This is a genomic window from Bacillus niameyensis (assembly GCF_001375535.1).
GTDB lineage: Bacteria > Bacillota > Bacilli > Bacillales > Bacillaceae_C > Lederbergia > Lederbergia niameyensis.
On sequence record NZ_LN831197.1, the window covers coordinates 3116553 to 3135894 of the forward strand.

13 protein-coding genes are annotated in these 19342 nt (G+C 37.3%); 6 read left to right on the forward strand and 7 right to left on the reverse strand.

The window, feature by feature from the left end:
- Positions 1-93 precede the first annotated feature (93 nt).
- On the forward strand, positions 94-1401 hold the full coding sequence (locus BN1243_RS14760; RefSeq protein ID WP_230200211.1) for an EAL and HDOD domain-containing protein: 1308 nt from the start codon (positions 94-96) through the stop codon (positions 1399-1401).
- Positions 1402-1942: 541 nt separating this feature from the next.
- On the opposite strand, the gene BN1243_RS14765 is transcribed toward BN1243_RS14760, so the two are convergent.
- The 6 genes from BN1243_RS14765 to BN1243_RS14790 form a co-directional block, all read right to left on the reverse strand.
- Complete coding sequence (locus BN1243_RS14765; protein WP_062108020.1) at positions 1943-2818, reverse strand: ABC transporter ATP-binding protein; 876 nt, start codon at positions 2816-2818, stop codon at positions 1943-1945.
- Positions 2818-5652, reverse strand: coding sequence for an ABC transporter permease (locus BN1243_RS14770; protein ID WP_154669866.1), 2835 nt, complete (start codon positions 5650-5652; stop codon positions 2818-2820). The genes BN1243_RS14765 and BN1243_RS14770 overlap by 1 nt, the downstream gene beginning before the upstream one ends.
- Positions 5653-5695: 43 nt before the next feature.
- A complete protein-coding gene (locus BN1243_RS14775) occupies positions 5696-6742 on the reverse strand; it encodes an efflux RND transporter periplasmic adaptor subunit (protein ID WP_230200329.1) in 1047 nt (348 codons plus the stop codon).
- On the reverse strand, positions 6717-7412 hold the full coding sequence (locus BN1243_RS14780; protein WP_230200212.1) for an ABC transporter ATP-binding protein: 696 nt from the start codon (positions 7410-7412) through the stop codon (positions 6717-6719). Before BN1243_RS14780 ends, BN1243_RS14775 begins: the two co-directional genes overlap by 26 nt.
- Positions 7413-7793: 381 nt before the next feature.
- Positions 7794-9185 (reverse strand): branched-chain amino acid transporter BcaP, encoded by a 1392-nt coding sequence (locus BN1243_RS14785; RefSeq protein WP_062108026.1) that lies wholly within the window; start codon positions 9183-9185, stop codon positions 7794-7796.
- Between the two features lie 412 nt (positions 9186-9597).
- Complete coding sequence (locus BN1243_RS14790; protein ID WP_062108028.1) at positions 9598-10788, reverse strand: coenzyme F420-0:L-glutamate ligase; 1191 nt, start codon at positions 10786-10788, stop codon at positions 9598-9600.
- A gap of 104 nt (positions 10789-10892) precedes the next feature.
- Between BN1243_RS14790 and BN1243_RS14795 the strand changes: the two genes are divergently transcribed.
- The 4 genes from BN1243_RS14795 to BN1243_RS14810 all read left to right on the forward strand — a co-directional run bounded on the left by BN1243_RS14795 (position 10893) and on the right by BN1243_RS14810 (position 15993).
- Positions 10893-11780: a LysR family transcriptional regulator gene (locus BN1243_RS14795; protein WP_062108029.1), complete on the forward strand. Its 888-nt coding sequence runs from the start codon at positions 10893-10895 to the stop codon at positions 11778-11780.
- A 39-nt stretch (positions 11781-11819) separates the two neighbouring features.
- Positions 11820-12683 (forward strand): protein phosphatase 2C domain-containing protein, encoded by an 864-nt coding sequence (locus tag BN1243_RS14800; protein ID WP_062108032.1) that lies wholly within the window; start codon positions 11820-11822, stop codon positions 12681-12683.
- A gap of 170 nt (positions 12684-12853) precedes the next feature.
- Entirely contained in the window at positions 12854-14014 is a 1161-nt protein-coding gene (locus BN1243_RS14805; RefSeq protein ID WP_062108033.1) for a GNAT family N-acetyltransferase, read from the forward strand.
- A gap of 86 nt (positions 14015-14100) precedes the next feature.
- Positions 14101-15993 (forward strand): ligand-binding sensor domain-containing protein, encoded by a 1893-nt coding sequence (locus BN1243_RS14810; protein WP_069201787.1) that lies wholly within the window; start codon positions 14101-14103, stop codon positions 15991-15993.
- Positions 15994-16062: 69 nt separating this feature from the next.
- On the opposite strand, the gene BN1243_RS14815 is transcribed toward BN1243_RS14810, so the two are convergent.
- Positions 16063-17883, reverse strand: a complete 1821-nt coding sequence (locus BN1243_RS14815) for a glycoside hydrolase family 10-like protein (RefSeq protein ID WP_069201788.1) — start codon at positions 17881-17883, stop codon at positions 16063-16065.
- 397 nt (positions 17884-18280) lie between these two features.
- On the opposite strand from BN1243_RS14815, the gene BN1243_RS14820 reads away from it, so the two are divergent.
- A complete protein-coding gene (locus tag BN1243_RS14820) occupies positions 18281-19282 on the forward strand; it encodes a D-alanyl-D-alanine carboxypeptidase family protein (RefSeq protein WP_062108037.1) in 1002 nt (333 codons plus the stop codon).
- Positions 19283-19342 lie beyond the last annotated feature (60 nt).

Below are 19342 nucleotides of genomic sequence, written 5' to 3' on the forward strand. Positions count from 1 at the left end.
TGGATAGCAAAAGTATAGTAAGGGCATTGGAAAAGGAAATATAACAACTTAGACCTAATTTTTATGCTGACAATTTTCAGTCAATATAGTAACATGGACCTATACGTTTTAAAAACAGAACATTTCATTAGTTCCCACTTTGCTGAAATTCAATTAGGGGTGACGGTCTTGGATATTTATGTGGCAAGGCAACCGATTTTGGATACAGAACAGAAGGTTTATGCCTATGAATTATTATATAGAAGCAATGAGGAAAATACATTTTCAGATATTGAGGGAGAACAAGCTACATCTAATGTCATTAACAGTATTTTACAAATCGGTTTTGAGGAATTATCTGAAGGAAAGCCTTGTTTTATTAACTTTACCGAAAAATTACTAGAGTTAAACATCCCAGACTATCTCCATCCGGAAATGATTGTAATAGAAATATTAGAAACAGTAAACCCTACGGATCAGGTTATAGAAAATTGCAAAAGGCTAAAAATGCAAGGGTTTACAATTGCGTTAGATGATTTTGAAATGAAGTCTGGAAATATCAATTTTTATAAACTTCTTGGTTTAGCAGATATTATTAAAGTTGATATACGTGCTACCCCGCGTGATCAGCAATTAAAAATGATGCGTTTACTGAAATCTTATGATCTAGTATTCTTGGCTGAGAAGGTGGAAACAAGAGCAGAATATGAACAATGTTTAAAAGATGGATATACTTATTTTCAAGGCTACTTTTTTAGTAAACCAGTCATTCTCTCGACAAGTGATGTTCCAATTCAAAAGCAAAATGTTTTTCTTATTATGCATGAATTATCTAAACAGGAGCCAGATTTTGAATACATAACGACCATGATCGAGGCAGATTTATCTCTTTCTTATAAATTATTAAGACTTAGTAATTCTTCTGTAATAGGCCCAATTTATCAAATTAAGTCGATTAAACAAGCGATTCTTTTTTTAGGGTTAAAGGAATTGAAGAAATGGATTTATGTTTTGTCTTATCGAGAAACTACTAATACATCGGATCCAATAGGAAACGAAATCATTAAATTGTCATTCACTAGAGCAAAGATTAGTGAGTTAATTGCATTAGCAATAGGGAAACGCAATGAAAGCTCAAGTTATTTTCTCATCGGAATGCTTTCGCTTATCGATGCACTTTTAAAAAAGCCGCTTAATCAATTGCTCAAATCTTTGCCATTAGAACAAGATATTAGAGAAACTTTATTAGGAGTTAATACCCCCTATTCTGAAATCTTTGAATTAATTATTGCCGTTGAAAGGGCTGATTGGAATGAAATTGAATATCTATGCAAAAAGGTAGGTGTTGGGAAACAGAGGTTATTTCAAATGTATCAAGACTCAATGAAGTGGACGAATGAAATCATGAAAGGATCATTTTAAAACGATATAAAAGGCAAAATATTAATGACACGAAACAAATATCAATTTTATTTTGCCGAGTAGGATTAAAGGGTTCTCTTTATATTTTTATGAATTTAGTCAAGAACACCCCTTTCTTTAGAAATGGGATGAATTGCTTTACCGCTTTACAAACATGTGTTCCTGTGGTAAAATTTCCTTATCAAAACGTTCTTTGAAAACTACACATATAGGGTTGCTACCAGAAAGGCTTGGTAGCGTAAAATGTGTAAGCATGACCATCTCTATTGTTGCTGAAGATGCGAAAACCAAGCGAGTAGGCGTAATCAATGGAAGGATGCAGAAACGTTTTGCTTCGGAGAACCGTAGGGACTACGGGGTTAGCCTGCTAAGATAACTGGTGGATGCACTGGTGTTCGCAGGAATCTTGTTACTTTAGTGGCGAGTAGTTCAAATGAAGATTACCCAGTATTTAATTTCCTTGCATACTTCGCTTATTTGTGTAATGCGCACTGAAAAAAGCCAGCCTCCATTATAAGAAGCTGACTCTGTCCTTTATACCTTATTTAGGATTGACGATAATAATTTTATCTTCTTCCATTTCCATCCTTACCTTATTTGTATCAGTTATACCGATTGCTTCTAAATATTCCTCTGGTATTTGAACTCTCCTTGCACTATCAAGAACAGCTAGTTCAACATGTGTTTCTTCTTCTTGAAGACTTTCTTCACTGTCGGTATTTTCATGTAGAAAGTGGGATCGGCGTAAAATTTCACTTGACGTTTTGCCATCACGAATTGCTACAATTCGATCCATCTTCTTTGTGAGTTGGGTATCATGGGTAACAATGACAATGGTTACACCAAGTTCACGGTTTAAGTTGCGTAAAACATCTAAAATTAAATCGGCCGTTTTGACATCGACACTTCCAGTTGGCTCATCTGCAAGAATAAGTCTTGGGTTATTAGCAAGTGATATTGCGATTGCGACACGTTGCTGTTCCCCACCAGAAAGAGACCCCAATTTACTATGGAGCCGATGCCCCATCCCAACCATTTCCAATATTTCTTTTGCCCGAGAGCGTTTATGATGACCTTTAATTAACATTGGCATTTCAACATTTTCCACAGCAGATAGGTACGGTATTAAGTTTCTCGCATTGTTTTGCCAAACAAATCCTACCGTTTCTAATTTATATTTGACTAGTTCTTTATCTGAGAGTCTTAGTAAATCTTTCCCATCGATTAGTAATTTTCCTGCTGTTGGTCTATCAAGTCCCCCAAGCATATTTAGGAGAGTTGATTTTCCACTGCCACTGCTGCCGATAATCCCCATCATCTCTCCGTCCTCCACTTGGAGGTCGAGACCTTGCAAGGCAATTACTTCGTGGTCATCGTCAATTTTATAGATTTTCATAAGGTTTTGGCAATCTATCATCAATCTTCACCTAGCTTTATCGCTTGATCTATTTTTATCTTCCTTAAAAATCCAATTAAGATTGCTGAACCAACGATGAGCATGATCGCTGTAAATATATAAATTTTCGTTTCATCTGATGCATCTGAAACAGCAGCAAAAGGTGGCATCATTTGCTCAATATTTAAAGATAATTTAAATAAAGGTACGTAAATTAAACTAGTTACCCCACCTATAATCATCCCTAGTAGACATGCAATACCAGATGTAAATATTTGTTCTGTTATTAACATCGTAATAATTTTAGGAAGCGAAATCCCCATTGCGCGAAAGATTCCATATTGTAATGTTCGCGATTTCATTGTCAATATCCAGTAGAGGAGAAAGCCAATGAATGAGATTAATAGTGAAATGAAAAACCCTAGTGTCATTGCTCCATTCACACCAAGCAATAACGCACTGTTTTTTAACTCAGTCACTTTTGGAACAACGTCACTCATGAATTGTACAGGAATTTTCGCTTCTTCAATATCGTTATAAAATTCTGCTCGTGAACTTCCAGGTTTTAATTTCATCCACACTTCATATGGTTCGAGACCAAGCATCGTTTGTACATATGGTAAATTGGCCACAATGAGAGCTGCAACATTTTCTTTACTTTCAGCATCTTTTTCTAATGGGTTAAATGCTGGCCAATAATCTACTAGCCCATAAACTATGAATTCTCCTGTATCGGATCCATTCCAGCTCAATGAAACAGTATCTCCTGGTCCAACCTTTAATTCATCAGCGGTATGTTTAGATAGCAATATGGCGCTTGGTTCCTTAGATATCAAATTTAAATAATAGTACCAATGATGTGGTAAAAGTGATTCCTTAAACCAAGCAGTTTCTCCAAAATCCTTCGTTTCGATGGCCATTAATTGTCCGTGCCTAATCGATCGATCACCTGCCATTACATCAATACGGTTTTTTCTAAAAACCTTAGCAGTCGACTCTACTTGTTTTAAATTAGCGATAGGATCAAAAGGCGGTTCGGTATAAACAACCTCCTCTATCTCCATCTCTTCTTTAGTTTCCTCTTCTGGGCCCCCCATTCCAGGTGGTAATGGAGGAGGGAGATTACTTGTCCATCTTTGCTGCAAACGTACCTCTGCCCCATTATTGTAGAGTAACTGTTCTTCCAAATTTGTATTGATCGTTCGCGCTGCACTTGCACTAAATACGCCCATTCCGATTGTCATAATTAAAAACATCATCAAAAATTGATACTGTTTAGAAGCTCTGCTTACTTGGAGAAATGTGCTATATAATGGAAGTGGCAAAAGCTTCTCTCCAAGCTTAAAAAGTGCTTTTAAGATCCACGGATAAATCCGTAGTGCGACAAGGGCAAATCCAATAATAAATAAGGCTGGTAAGAAAAATAATTTAGGATCCATCATTAAATCTGCGCTATCAATATTAAAGGCTATTAATTCTGCACGTTGATTGTTGAACTTGACCAACTCATATACAGAGAATCCAAGTAAACCAAATTCGAAGATCATCATCGTCCATTGCATTTTACCAACATTTCGAGCCATTCGTTGTTTATGATGAACAATACTTTGTCCTGAAGCACGAAATACAGGGATCATAATCATAATGATGGAGGTAATGACCGTTAATACTCCATATAAATAGGCTTTTTTGGAAAGCTCAATAGGTAATAAAGATCTTTGAACAAACTCTAAAAAACCATTAGAGGCGCCTAGAATTTTACCTAGCTGTAATCCGATCAATGGTCCAAGGCCTAAAGCGATTAACCCTAAAAGTAATGCTTCAATAAAGTAGATCAACAGTATTTGCCATCTACTTGCCCCCCGACTAAAAAACACTGCAATTTCATTTAATTGACGACTGACGATTAAACGAGAAATCATATATAAATAAAGAGCTAGCATAATTAGGACTGGGACGTTTAGCGACCAAAGCATTGTTGTCATTTGTTTTACTTTTTTCTCGTATGATTTTAAAATGCCGTTAATTGGGAAGTTAACTAAAACATCGGTTTCTTTTACAGTTGCTATTTGCTGTGTAATTTTCCCGGATAATCCAAGTAATGTTGGAAAGTAGGAGTCCGTAATTTGATGATAATCAAATGCTGTACTAAATCTCCCAATCCAAAGTAATTCCTCATGTTTTGATAACAATTCATTTCTAAACCAGTTTTCGTGCACGATAAAATCTTCACTTAAGCTTTTGGGGATAAGAGACCAATATGGGCTATTTTCCGCCTTTTGTTGGAAAGCTCCGACTGGTTTCACGACAAATTCTACTTCACGGTCTTTGTTGTAAACGATGAAAGGAGTACCAAGCACCATGTTTCTTTGTTGCAAAGCTTCTTCTGTAACAAGTACTTCGACAACACCATTAACTTCCTCTTCGCTTGGAAATCTTCCGTCTACAAGAGTAATTTGTTCTTCAATACCTGTAAGCATAATTAGTTTCGTATCTCTTGGAGTTCGTTCCGCTTCTTGCCTTGCTTCATCTTGGTACATTACCTTCAGTGGAACCGTTCCAATCGAAATGTTTTCAGCTAGTATTGGAAGTCCTACATCTTCGGTTAATTCTTTATTAAGTTGTTCTACTTTTAAAAAGGATTCTGCTGGGTTTTCAATTTTCGGTGATGAGAAGGAGTCGGAATATGAAAATAACCCAGGAAATTCCCTCGTTTTTATTTGATAATCTTCCAATTCTTTGATTAATAATTTTTGCATGACCCCTGATGTATACATTGGAATACTGGAAACAAGCGAAACGGCTATCAATAGTCCGAGGAATAGACTTCCAGTTAACCAGCGATTATTCACCATTTTACGTAATATTAACCTAATAATTGCGATCTCTATTCCCCCCCTACTTAATGATGACTGTATCTCCTTCTTTAAGTCCTTCTAACACTTCCACTTGTGTAGAGGAGATAATCCCCACTTTAATATCAATCTCTCTTTTTGTGTTATCTTCTATAAGTTGCACATAATTTCGTCCAATGATGGAACGCAGTGCATTTTTAGGAATAATGAGAGCATCTTTCTTTTGAGCTGTAATAATTTCAAATCCAATTGACTTTCCTACTGCCATATCTTCAGGTGGATTCTCCATATCAATAAATATAGCTTTTCCATAAAAATCAGGGTCCTTCTTAGCAACATCTGCGGGTACCGATTTCGGAATTTGAACGACTTCACCTTTTAACTCTTCCTTGTCCCCTTCAATAGTGGCTTCCATGCCAAGCGTAATGTCCGCTATATCAGCAGCGTCATTTGCACGATATTGAAGTTGTAATTCTGTTGTCTCAGCTACTTGGAAGATTGATTCAAAAGCTGGTACGATATCACCTTGATGAATATCAGCTACGAAAGTAACAATCCCATTAATAGGAGAAGTAATTCTAGCTTCCGCCAGTTGATTATTTAAAAATGCAAGGCGATTCTTTAAACCTTGAACATCTAATCTCCCGATCTCAATAGCATATTTATTAGGCTGTTCCTCGTTCTGCATTTGTTGTAAGCGAATTTCCGCTTTCTTTAATTCAAGTTTTGCTTGTTCAATTTCAAAGGCTAGATTACCAGTATCTAATTCTGCTAATATTTGTCCTTTTTCAATTGTGTCTCCTTTTACAACGTTAATGTCTTTTAGTCGCCCGCCATCCTTTGAATAGTACAAATCCTGATTCTTTTTCGGAACGACAGAACCTACTCCTTTTACACTATGGATGATCTCGCCTTTTTCTACCTTTGCAGTTTTATAATCTAACTGTGCTGGTTCAGTTAATGGCGGGGCGAGAACAGGTTCTTCTTTCGGAAGAAAAGTACAGCCGCTTAAAAGAATAGATGTTATGGTAAGAACACCTAGCAGACATGTAACATATACATATTTAGATAATGATCTCATTTTTTTCATAGACAATGTTTTGTGCCTCCAATGTATAAACATGTTCTATCATTTCTAAAATAACCGGGTCATGTGATGTCATAATAATAGTCGTCGTCTGACTATCGACTAATTTTTGAAAGACATCCATCATACGAAATCCTGTTTTACTGTCTAATTCAGCAGTTGGTTCATCGGCTAAAATAAGCATTGGTCTTACGGCAATGGCTCTTGAAATAGCAACTCGTTGTTGTTCTCCCCCGGAAAGTTCATATGGATAGTGTTTACTTCTTTTTGCGAGCCCGACTAATTCGAGCGCTTCCTCTATTTTTACTTTCCAATCACGACGTGGAATACTAGCAATCCTTAAACCAAATTCAATATTTTCTTCCACTGTCATAAACGGTACGAGCCCATAGGATTGAAATATGAACCCTATTTTTGTTCGACGTAATTCAGACCGTTGTTTTTCGTTGTATTCACTTATAGGTTGTCCTTCTATGTATATTTCTCCAGCAGTTGGCTGGTCCAAAGCTCCGATTAAATTAAGCAATGTTGTTTTTCCCGATCCAGATCTACCTCGAAGCGCCACTAATTGATTAGGCTCAATGTAAAGATGAATGTCATTTAATATGTCCACCTTCTTGTTACCGCTTCCAAAAGATTTACTTACACTGTCCATTTTTACGACTGGTACCACTTATTTCCCTCCTTTCGTGATGCAAATGTTTAAATAAAACCCTTTCAGATTATTATACAGTATCAACCAAGCAATTATCAGCTAAAATTTAAACTCTATTAAATATTTAGAATAATAAAGTGGTGTTTTAATCATTGGGATTTTTACAGCTGATAATGCGATATAAATTCTAAGCTCATTAGATAACGCAAGCATCTTAATTATCCTCGTAAAAAAATGTTCTGAATCATTGATTCAGAACATTTGACTAAGAGACTAAGCTAGATATAGCGGTAACAGTGAGCCTCATTATCAGCTATATTGTTAGGTCTTACTTTTGGTTGTGGTTAAAAGCTTGTATCCAACCCCTTTATTATATTGTATCGGGGTGTGCTCATTTTACTATTGATGATTCATCGAGCTATGTTTTCTACCATAAATAAAATATATGAATAATCCTATTAGGAACCAAATACCACAGGCAAGCCATGTTTGCTTGGAAAGCTGTGTCATTAAGAATAAACATAATAGAAAAGAGCAAACGGGTAAAACGGGATAGAAAGGTACTTTAAAACTCCCTTTTGGGACACTCTTATTTTTCCGTAAAAAGAGGATGCCAATCGAAACGATCGTAAAGGCAAGTAAAGTCCCCATATTAACCAATTCCGCTAAATTTTCTAATGGTATAAATCCAGCACAGAAGGCGATTAGCGTTGCCAAAATCCAAGTGCTTTTTACAGGTGTTTTATATTTGGGGTGAAGCTCACAAAACTTTTTTGAAAGTAATCCGTCACGCCCGAATGCGTAAAGAAGTCTAGTCCCCCCGTACAACATTACAAGTATGACGGTCGTCATCCCGACGACAGCCCCTAGAGAAATAATACCAGCTACCCAATTTTGATTAATAAGCTGCATCGCAAAGCTAACTGGATCATTAACATTAAGTTGTGTGTAGGAAACTATTCCAGTCAAAATGAGTGAAACAGTAACGTAGAGAATAGTGCAAATGAATAATGACCCGATGATCCCGATAGGCATATTGCGTTGTGGATTTTTTACTTCTTCTGCTGCAGATGAAACAGCATCGAATCCAAGATAAGCAAAGAATACAACGGCTGCTCCGCTCATGATTCCTTGTATTCCGAATGGCATAAAAGGTTGCCAATTCGGAGGCTCAACATAGAAAACGCCGACAGCAATGAAGACAAGAATAACTCCCACTTTAAGAAAGACCATAATCTTATTTAACTTCGCAGATTCTTGTACTCCGCGCATTAATAAAAGGGCAATCGCCATTACAATAAAAACAGCTGGCCCGTTTATATATGTTCCATTTTGTGAGTTAAAGGGTCCGGAAATGGCCTTTGGAAGAGTGAGGTGAAATCCTTCTAGTAAAGCAGCTAAATAGGAAGACCATCCAGTAGCAACAGAAGCAACCGCTAAACCATACTCTAGTACTAATGCCCAGCCGACTAACCAAGCGATAAGTTCGCCAAATACAACATATCCATAAGTGTATGCACTACCTGTTACTGGTACTGATGAGGAAAACTCGGAGTAACACATACCTGCTAATGTACAGACAATCGCAGCAATGATAAAGGAAAAAATAATAGAGGGTCCAGAATGACTTGCGGCAACTGTTCCAGGAAGGATAAATATTCCTGTTCCAATAATGGCTCCAACCCCAAGTAATATTAAGTCAAATCCGCTTAACGTTTGTTCAAGTTGGATATGGTTACTTTTATCTAATAATGTATGAAGACTTTTCTTTCGAAATAAATCGTTTTTCACAAGATAAACCTCATTTTCTTGAATTGGTATAAAGGAATTCTATAAGTTTATTGGGGGAAGGTCAAATAGGAAATTGGCGATTTGTGTCTGGTTTTGTCGAAAGGGTGAATGTAGTAGAAAAATGAGGGTATCCAGTCGGAAAATTTAAGTGCAAGCCAGGGGAAAATGATCTTAAGTCCGAAGCCTGCGGAAAAGAACGAGGGATGGGCTATGAGAGGTGCTCTCAAGTCCCGAAGCTCGTGAAAAGAACGGGGAATGGGTCATGAGAGTAGTTGTCACGGCAGGAGTCCATCTTTTTTGCAGTAGAAGAGTCATGAGAAGCGATCGTATGACACATAGAAACCAACTTAGACGAAGAATGCGCTATGAGAATTCATCTCATAGCGCACAGACAAAGATTATTACGATGTATTTATTTCGTATAGTTATCAAAATACCCTTGAATAAAGACGATCGGCGTTCCTTTATCACCACTGCCAGACGTTAAATCAGACAGAGAACCGATTAAGTCTGTTAGTTTTCTTGGAGTTGTTCCTTGGGCTTCCATCGCACCAACGAGGTCTTCTCCTTTATTATCAATGTATTTTGAAATAGCCTTCTGTAATTCTTCGCCTCTTAGGTCTGCAAAGTTATTATCAGCTAGGTATTTTAATTTCACTTCATTTGGTGTTCCATTCAGTCCAGATGTGTATGCTGGTGAAACAACTGGATCAGCGAGTTCCCAAATTTTACCGACAGGATCTTTAAATGCCCCATCTCCATAAATCATAACTTCAACATTTTTACTAGTCTTTTCTCTCAAGGTTTCTTGAATTTTATCAACAATAGGCTGACATTCTCGCGGGAAAAGCTTTATTGCATCCTCTGTTGCTTTATTGGATCCAAGTAAGCCGTAGTTCTCGTTATAGCCGCTACCATCAATGGACTGGGATAGAACATCATCTAAGCTATAAATTTTTTCCCCGCCATTTGCCTGTAAAATTCTTTTAGTTCTTTCTCGCGTATGGATATCACATGTAAGTACATGCTTCGTGTATTCCAAGATTGTCTTTGGATTATTTGAGAAGATCACTTCACACTCTGTTCCAAACTCTTCAATTAATGATTTATAGTATTCAATATAATCAACACCTGTAAAGGTATGTTTAATATAACCAAAATGATCACGAAATTGCTTTTCTGTTAATACATCTGTCCAAGGATTAATCCCTTTTTCGTCAAGCAAATCGATATCGACTAAATGATTACCAACTTCATCAGATGGATAGCTTAACATTAAAATGACTTTTTTTGCTCCTTTGGCAATACCACGGAGGCAATTAGCAAAACGATTTCGGCTTAAAATTGGAAAAGTGACACCAATGACTTCTTCGCCGAATTTTGTATTAATATCTGTAGCGATTTGGTCAATTGTCGCATAATTGCCTTGAGCGCGAGCCACAATTGATTCTGTAATTGAAACAATATCCTTATCATGAATCTGAAATCCTTCTACTTCTGCAGCTTTCAATACGCTGTCAACAACAATTTCCTCAATTTTGTCACCTTCATTAATAATCGGGCAACGTAATCCTCTAACAACTGTTCCAACAACTCTTTCCATATGAATCGCTCCTTATATGGTATCGGTCTTTATCTGTACTATACAATGACATTGTGGTATAAGTAAAATTAATATAATTAATAGTAGGTATAAGGTGTGGTTATATGATAAGTAAGTTAGATTTATATAAAGTTTTTTGTACCGTTGCTAATAATGAAAGCATATCTAAAGCTGCTAAGGAACTTTTTATGACACAACCAGCCGTCAGCCAAGCGATTAGGCAGTTAGAAAGGGAGTTAGACACACGTCTGTTTAATCGTACCCCGAAAGGTGTTACATTAACGGATGAAGGAAAACTTCTTTTCGAGTATGCCCATTCAGCAATTAATTTACTTGAAGTTGGGGAAGAAAAAATTTTAGAGTTTAAAAATTTAACAGCGGGGGAACTAAAGATTGGAGTTGGAGACACAATTTCCCGTTATTTTTTATTACCATCACTTGAGTACTTTCATAATCAATATCCCAATATTAAGTTTAAGATTGTGAATGGAACGACGCTCGAAATATGTTCTCTTCTAAAATCGGGAAAGGTCGACATTGCCATTTGTAATCTTCCTGTTGATGACCCGGCCATTGAATTAAGACCTTGTTTCGACATCCAAGATATATTTGTATGTGGAGAAAAGTTTAGAAGGCTTTTCCAAAAGCCTATTAGCTTTCATGATTTAGTGAAACTTCCCCTCATTTTCCTCGAACCAAACACGATATCACGAAAATTTGTGGAGGAGTTTTTACATGGGAAGGGAATTCAACTTGAACCAGAATTTGAACTCGGATCACATGATTTATTGTTGGAATTTGCAAAAATCAATTTAGGAATTGCCTGTGTGACAGAACAGTTCTCTGAAGGCTATCTAGAAAAAGGTATTTTATATGAAGTTCCACTCAAAGAGCCTATTCCAAAAAGAAGTATCGGCGTCTGCTCCCTTAAAGGTGTAGCTCTTTCACGAGCAGCTACGAAGTTTGTAGAGATTGTTGAAGGGATTAAATAGTATATGAATTAGAACAGGTGTTAAGGAGGTAGAAGTGATTTGAGGATTGAAAAGTTATCCATACAAGGTAGCAACCCATTGAATGAGGATGCCTTAGTCATGAACGAGAAAGTTCAATTATACGGTGTAATTGACGGAGCTACTTCGCTCAAACCGTTCACTGGCCCTAATGGAGAAACAGGTGGTTATTTGGCCGCAAATTTAATTAAAAATTACATAGAAGACCAGGCTAACTCATCGATAAGATCGACACCTTTAACGGAAATAGTATTACAAGCAAATGCTTTACTGAAAGACTCAATGATTAAAAATGGTGTAGACGTAGAACAAAAGGAAGACCTTTGGACTGCGGGCTTAGCTTTAATCAGAATCGGTGAACATCATATTGAGTTTGTGCAAATAGGGGACTGCATGATATTAGCTAAGTATAAGGATGGGGATATTCGTCTAATTACTCGCGACCAAGTTCATCATATCGATCAGAAGACGATGGAGCTTTGGAAAGTTGGAATTGAGCGGGGAATGAGAAGCCAGAAAGAATTAAGGCAGTTTGTGACACCGTTAATTTTGCAAAATAAACAGATGATGAATACGTTGGACGGTTATTCAGTCGTAAGCGGCGAGCCAGAAGTGAAAGACTATATAGAAGCTGGTAAAATCAATCGAATATTACTTGAAGAATTGCTTATTATTTCTGACGGTTTATTTTTCCCTAAAGCTTTAACTAGCGACACTTCCCGTGGTGATAGTTGGAAGCTGCTAATCAATAATATTCAGGAAAAGGGCCTCAAGGGATACGCCGACTGGCTGATTAACTTGGAAGATTCAGATCCCGAATGCCAACAATACCCTCGTTTTAAAAAATCCGATGATAAGACGGGGATACGAATTTTGTTTAACTAATAAACGAATCCCTCATGCAGACTATGGAACATGAGGGATTCATTTGTAATTAGACGGGCTTATGTCACTATTAATAATGGAGTTTTTTGAAAATATAAATAGCAGGTTGAAAACTCTCGATCGCACTGCTATTCTATAGAAATCATTTTATCAGGAAGGGGAACTTATCTGTGCATGTTACGACTGTTCCAAAAGAATATTTTAATGAAGCGATAAACTTATCCATGTATGCTTTTCAATATGAACTTTCAAAAGAGGAAAGGGAAAAAGTATTGAAGGGGATGGAGAGCCACGAAATATTGGGGATTTTTGATAGCGAAAAGCTAGCCTCCAAATTACACATCCGTCCCTATGAGATATTTCAACATGGTCGGAAGATAAAAATGGGAGGTGTAGCAAGTGTTTCTTCCTATCCCGAATATCGGAGACAGGGTCATGTAAAAGAGCTTATTACTCGGGCATTGGAAATTATGAAGGAAAACGGTCAGTTGCTTGCCTTTCTTCATCCGTTTTCTATTGATTTTTATCGGAAATTCGGCTGGGAGTTATTTGTAGATAAAAAGTTTCTTATTATCGATAAAGGGGACTTAACTTTCCGAAATGATCAAAAAGTAGGATCTTTGAAGCGTTTTGAAAAAGGAGAATGGCATGAAGATCTGCAAGCTGTTTATGAAAAATATGCAGGGCGTAGTACAGGAATGCTTGTACGTGATGATGTCTGGTGGAAAGAGCAAGTTATAGTTGATACTATTCCGGTGATTTTTTATTCTGATGATGATAGACCCGAAGGATATTTGCTCTATAAGAAGGTTCAAGATAATAAAATGATTGTAAAGGAATTCATTGTTTTAAATCAACAAGCGCGAAGAGAATTGTGGAACTTTATTTGTCAACACGATTCGATGGTTGATAAAGTTGAAATCGTAACTTCCGTACATGAGCCATTACCATTTATTATGAAAAACCCGCGAGTTAAGATAGAAGTCGTCCCTAACTTCATGGGGAGGATCGTTGATGTTGTCTCCTATTTAAAACAATATTCGTGGGCTAGTGATGGTGATGCCATTCGATTGAATGTGTTGGATGAATATGCACCATGGAATCACGGACTGTTTGAGCTATCAGGCCAAAGTTCAAGAAGAGTTTCTGGAGTTGTGAAAGACCAACATACGATTACTCTCACTATTAACACATTATCTACAGTAATGCTAGGCTATAAAACAGTTCCAGAATTAGTGGAAATAGGCTTGATACAGGGGAATGAAGAGGAATTAAGACGATTAGAAAGAGTTATTCCAAAGCAATTGACTTTTTTTCCAGACTTTTTCTAACCACTATAAACAAAGCGAGGGCGGTTCCTCGTTTTGTTTTTTACTTTATGAAGGAATTTTGCCATTAGCACAGAACGTATTAATGGATGATCATTGCGAGAAAGGATGTGAACGAATTGAATCCAATTCATTTAGGTGCTCCGATTCACGGTGTATCTGTTTATGCAGCATCTTACGGAAAAGAAAATGGCGAAGAGCGGATATATGCTGTTTCAACAGGAAATCCTTGCGTTTTACATATTATAGATCCTATTAAAGGGATTTGTATAAGGCGATTGGAAGTAGAGGGTTCTAATCATTCATGGGGAACCATCGTTTCTACTGATGGCAGGGTTTACATAGGAGGGGACGGATACTTATATCAGTATACTCCAGGGGATGAAGAGGTCGTCAATCTTGGGATCGCAATCGAGGGAGAAACATACTTTTGGCGCCTGGCAGCAGGAGAGAATGGTCAAGTCTTCGGTGGTACGTATCCTGGAGGGAAGGTATTTTCGTATGATCCGGAAAAAGATCAGTTCAAAAGTTTTGGGCAAATTGCAAATGGGCAAAAATATGTGCGCAGTCTTGCCTTCTCATCACCTTATCTCTATATTGGTTTAGGCTCACAGAGTGCTCAATTAATTAGAATGAACATAAATACTTTCGAAAAGAAGGAAATCCCGTTCCCTAAAACTGTAACAGATCAATCATTTGTGTATGATGCAAATGTCGCAGACTCTTTTTTGTTTGTAAGAGTCACACCTAGCAATCAACTTTTAATCTATGATTTGGAAAAGGAAGAGTGGGTCGATCAAATCGATTCAACAGACGGTTTAGACGTATCGACTCCTGATAGTGAAGGGCGCGTATATTTTATTAAAGATGGAATTTTACACTCTTATCATTTATCTTCATTAACACTAAAAAAGATAGAGGCGACAATCAATGACTTCGCAATGGGATTTGGCTGGGTGACGATGAAGGGGAGAACGCTTTTAGCGAGTGCAAAACGAAATGGAGACTTTTGGTTATATGACCCAATTACGGAGGAATTTCAAATCGTTCCTGTTGAGCTTCAAGGTCAACCGATTTCGATCCAATCACTTGTACAGGGACCAGATGGGAATCTTTATATCGGTGGTTATTTGGTCGGTGGGTTTGCTAAGTTCGATTATCGTGAAAACCAGTTTACGGAATACCCAGGTGTTGGTCAAATTGAAGGCATGGTAACTCATAAAGATAGAATTTATATGGGTGTTTATACGAAGGCTAGAATTTTTGAATATGAGCCTAGTCAGCCGTGGGTAGATGGGGAAAATCCGCGTTTTCTATTCTCTTTAGATCATCTAAAACAAGATCGGCCATTTGCTATAGTATCAGCAGGTGAAAAGGTGGCGATTGGGACGGTGCCTGATTACGGAGTGCTAGGTGGAGCGCTAACACTTTATGACCCAATTACAGAAGAGTATGAGGCCTATGTGAATATCATTCCGAATCAAAGCATTATTGTACTCGCTTATCAAAATGGAATAATTTATGGAGGCACTTCCATTTGGGGTGGACTTGGTAAAGAACCGACAGAGCAAGAGGCTAGACTCTTTGCATGGGATACAGCAAGAAAGCAATTACTATGGGAAACTACGCCGCTTCCAGCGGAAAAGGCCATTTCTGCCCTTTATTTTGATGAAAAAGGCGAACTTTGGGGCTTATCAGGAGGCTATTTATTCCAATATGATGTTGAACAGCAATATTGTATCCAGAAAGTCCAAATACTTGATTATGATTGGGAACAAGCGACTCATTTTTACAGAGGAGGTACTCTTTTTTTAGATAACGATGGAATGCTAGTAGGGTCTCTATTTGGGAAATTGTTTCGTTTTAATAGAACAACAGGTGACTGGGAGATTCTTCACGACAAAGCGATTTTAAATCAGCGGGATCGGCAAGGGAATATATACTTTGCCCATGAGACGAATTTATATCAATATAAGGTTTGAAGTTATAGAAAACCCATTCCATACTGGAAAATTACTAGCGTGGAATGGGTCTGTTTTAGAGGTAATTCTCTACTTATTCTCTCGCCATTTTAATATTAGGGAGTCTGCATTTGCCGACAGAATATCATGTAGTTCTGCAGAGATTAATTGATTGTCTTTCTGACGGTCAATCAATTGTTTGAATCCTTCCATATGCTTAACAACCTTCGTTGCAGATTGTTGTTGTTCAAAATGACCAACTGATGTTAAATGTAGAGTGAGAGAACGATAGACTTGTTCCGACAGTTCTCCTTGATAATTTTCTAACGTTGACAGCATAGTAGAGCTAGTGATCTCCTCAGGTTCATCTGTATAAGCTACAGTAGCCTCATCACTTTCCACTCCGTTATAAGAAATCGAACTTACACCATACGTATAGCTTTGATTTGGATCAATGTTCTGATCAGTAAAGGTTATACTGCCTTCTTTACTATATATAACACCGACAATGTTTTCGGGATTATTGTAGTCACCAGCTTTATTTCCTGCAAAACGGTAAATAACGTATTTTTTTGCATCTGTTTGGTTTTGGTTATCAATCGTAATCGTTACAGAATCTCCATTTTTCTCAGCGCTTACTTCGTTTGGTTTATTTGGTTTTTCTGCACCGTTCCAAGCAGTTGCAGGTGCCAAGGCCTTCGAAGGATAAATTTCTTCGCTAACAATGTCTTGATAGCCAATCGGGTTATTTAAAATATCTCGCAAAGTAAAGTGCATTTGCCCTTTTACTTTACCATTCGCACGGTTATCGAGAATTTGCTCAGGAATCTCCCGTGGATTGTACCAAGTGTTATCATTGTTAGAATTGGTATTTACTTTATAATCAGCCATTCCTATATAAAGATTAACTGGGTGTACCTGGGCTTGGGTATCTACTTTTTCACTCCACCAATCTAAAAGAATGGAATAGTTCGCAATAGCGAGTTGCCTAGACCAGTAGATTTGTGGTGTGAGATAGTCAATAGAGCCTTCTCTTACCCATTGAAGTGAATCAGCATATAGAGCATCATAATGAGGCGCGCCGCCTTGTGTATCACTTCCGTTTGGATCATCGGATGAATTTCTCCAAATACCTGATGGCGAAATACCAAATTGGACCCATGGCTTAATTGTTTTTATATTATCGTTAATCGAGCTTACGAGTTGACTGACATTGTTTCTTCGCCAATCACCAATGTCAGTAAAGTCACCACCGAATTCCTCGAAAGTTGCTTGATCGGAAAAGTCCTTTCCGGGATAAAAGTAATCATCCATATGGACAGCATCGACGTCATAGTTTTCTACTAATTCTTTAACGGTTTCTACTAGATATTCTTGGACTCCAGGAATTCCGGGATTTAAGTAATATTGAGAGCCGTGTTTTACGACCCATTCCGGTTGCTTTTTAGCGATATTATCGTCTGTTAAGTCATCCAGACTTTGGCTGGCCATTGTGACACGGTAAGGATTGATCCAAGCGTGTAATTCCATACCATGTTCATGAGCAGTATCTAACATAATTTGCAATGGATCATATCCTGGATCCACTCCCTGCCCTTTACCAGTGATATAACGGGACCATGGTGCTAATTTTGAGGGGTATAGTGCATCAGCTGTCGGTTTTACTTGAAATACGACTGTGTTAAAATTTTTTTCTTCAAGCGTTTTAATCGTAGATTTAACCCATGCTGTATAATCAGCTTCATTCATTCCGGCTTTTAAATCGATATTCGTAACTGTTGAAATCCAAGAAGCGCGCATTTCATGTTTTGGGGGATTAGTACTTGCCGCAGATACATCATTAAAATGGAAGAAGAACATTGAGCTTAAAAGCACACCAGCTAAAAGGAAACGGACTATTGATTTCTTCATTTAGGGCCTACCTCTCACATTTATAATTTTTTTAGTCTTTCTTCTGTCCTCACATGATGGCTTGTCCATTGAATTAACTGAGTAACTTCTTTCACCTCCTAATCTACTTCTTTACCTATTATAGGGACTAAAGTAGTAGTATTAATGTTCTAAACATACTAAATATTTAGAATTATTATTTACATTATATAATACTGACATAAAAAGTCAAATATTACGGAAAATAATAAAAAATAATTTTAGTAGTTTCTAACCTTGATGATTTATCTTGATAATTGTTAGATTCTGTGTAAATTACTGTGAGAAGTAGTTGTTTGGGGTTTAATTTTTACGGATTTTCAAGTAAAGTGAATCATGTTGATTCCTAGAACAATTCTATTATGTTAGGGAGACATTTATGAAACTTTTTAAATGGATATTATCTATAATGTTCCTGACCGTGGCGATAGGGAGTGTCTATTATCTTAGTAAACCTAGTACGGTCACTGAATTAACAGTACGGGAATTACCAATGATGCAAAGTGCTAGAATAGCAAAGAAACCGGATTTTCTTGAAAGAAGAGTTCGAGACTCTCTTACAGATTTACAGGTTGAGGCAAAGGCTGCGATCTTAATTGATGCGGATACAGGATATATTCTATATGAATCAAATATGGAACAATCTTTCCCTGTTGCAAGTATGTCAAAAATTATGACAGAGTTATTAGTATTGGAAGAGATTCAACAAGGAAAGCTAGAATGGGGACAATCGGTGCCTCTTAGCGCATATGCCCATGCCATTTCCACTTCTCCGGGACTAGCATCTGTTTATTTAGATAAGAATCAGACTTATACGATAAAAGACTTATTTGATGCTATGGCTATCCATTCTGCAAATGATGCAGCTATTGCATTAGCGGAGCTAGTTGCTGGCAGCGAAAAAGACTTTGTTATAATGATGAATGAAAAGGCAAAACAAATGAGTCTAGCGAACTCTCATTTTGTTAATAGTTCAGGTTTGAACAATCGAGATCTTGGCGACTATTTTTCTACCGGAAGTAAGGATGAGTCTAATCAGATGTCAGCTAAAGATTTGGCTATGCTGGCACGGGGGTTGATCGATCAATATCCAGAGATTCTCCCTATTATTTCTCGTGCATCTTTTACATTAGGAAAAAATCAGTATGCTAATACTAATCAAATGTTACCAGAAATGAATAATCCACAAGTTAGGTTTGAAGGGGTAGATGGTTTAAAAACGGGATTTACAGATGAGGCTGGCTATTGCTTTGTTGGGACGGTGAAAAGAAAGGATACGAGATTAATCTCGGTCGTTATGGGGACTGATTCCATCGAAGCACGTTTCTTGGAAACGAAACGTCTTTATGATGCAGCATTTCAACAAATTGACAGAAAATAATCCCCTTTTGCTTTGTTTTTAAAATTTAAATTCGAAAGCGGGAAGGATGTAGGTGATTTT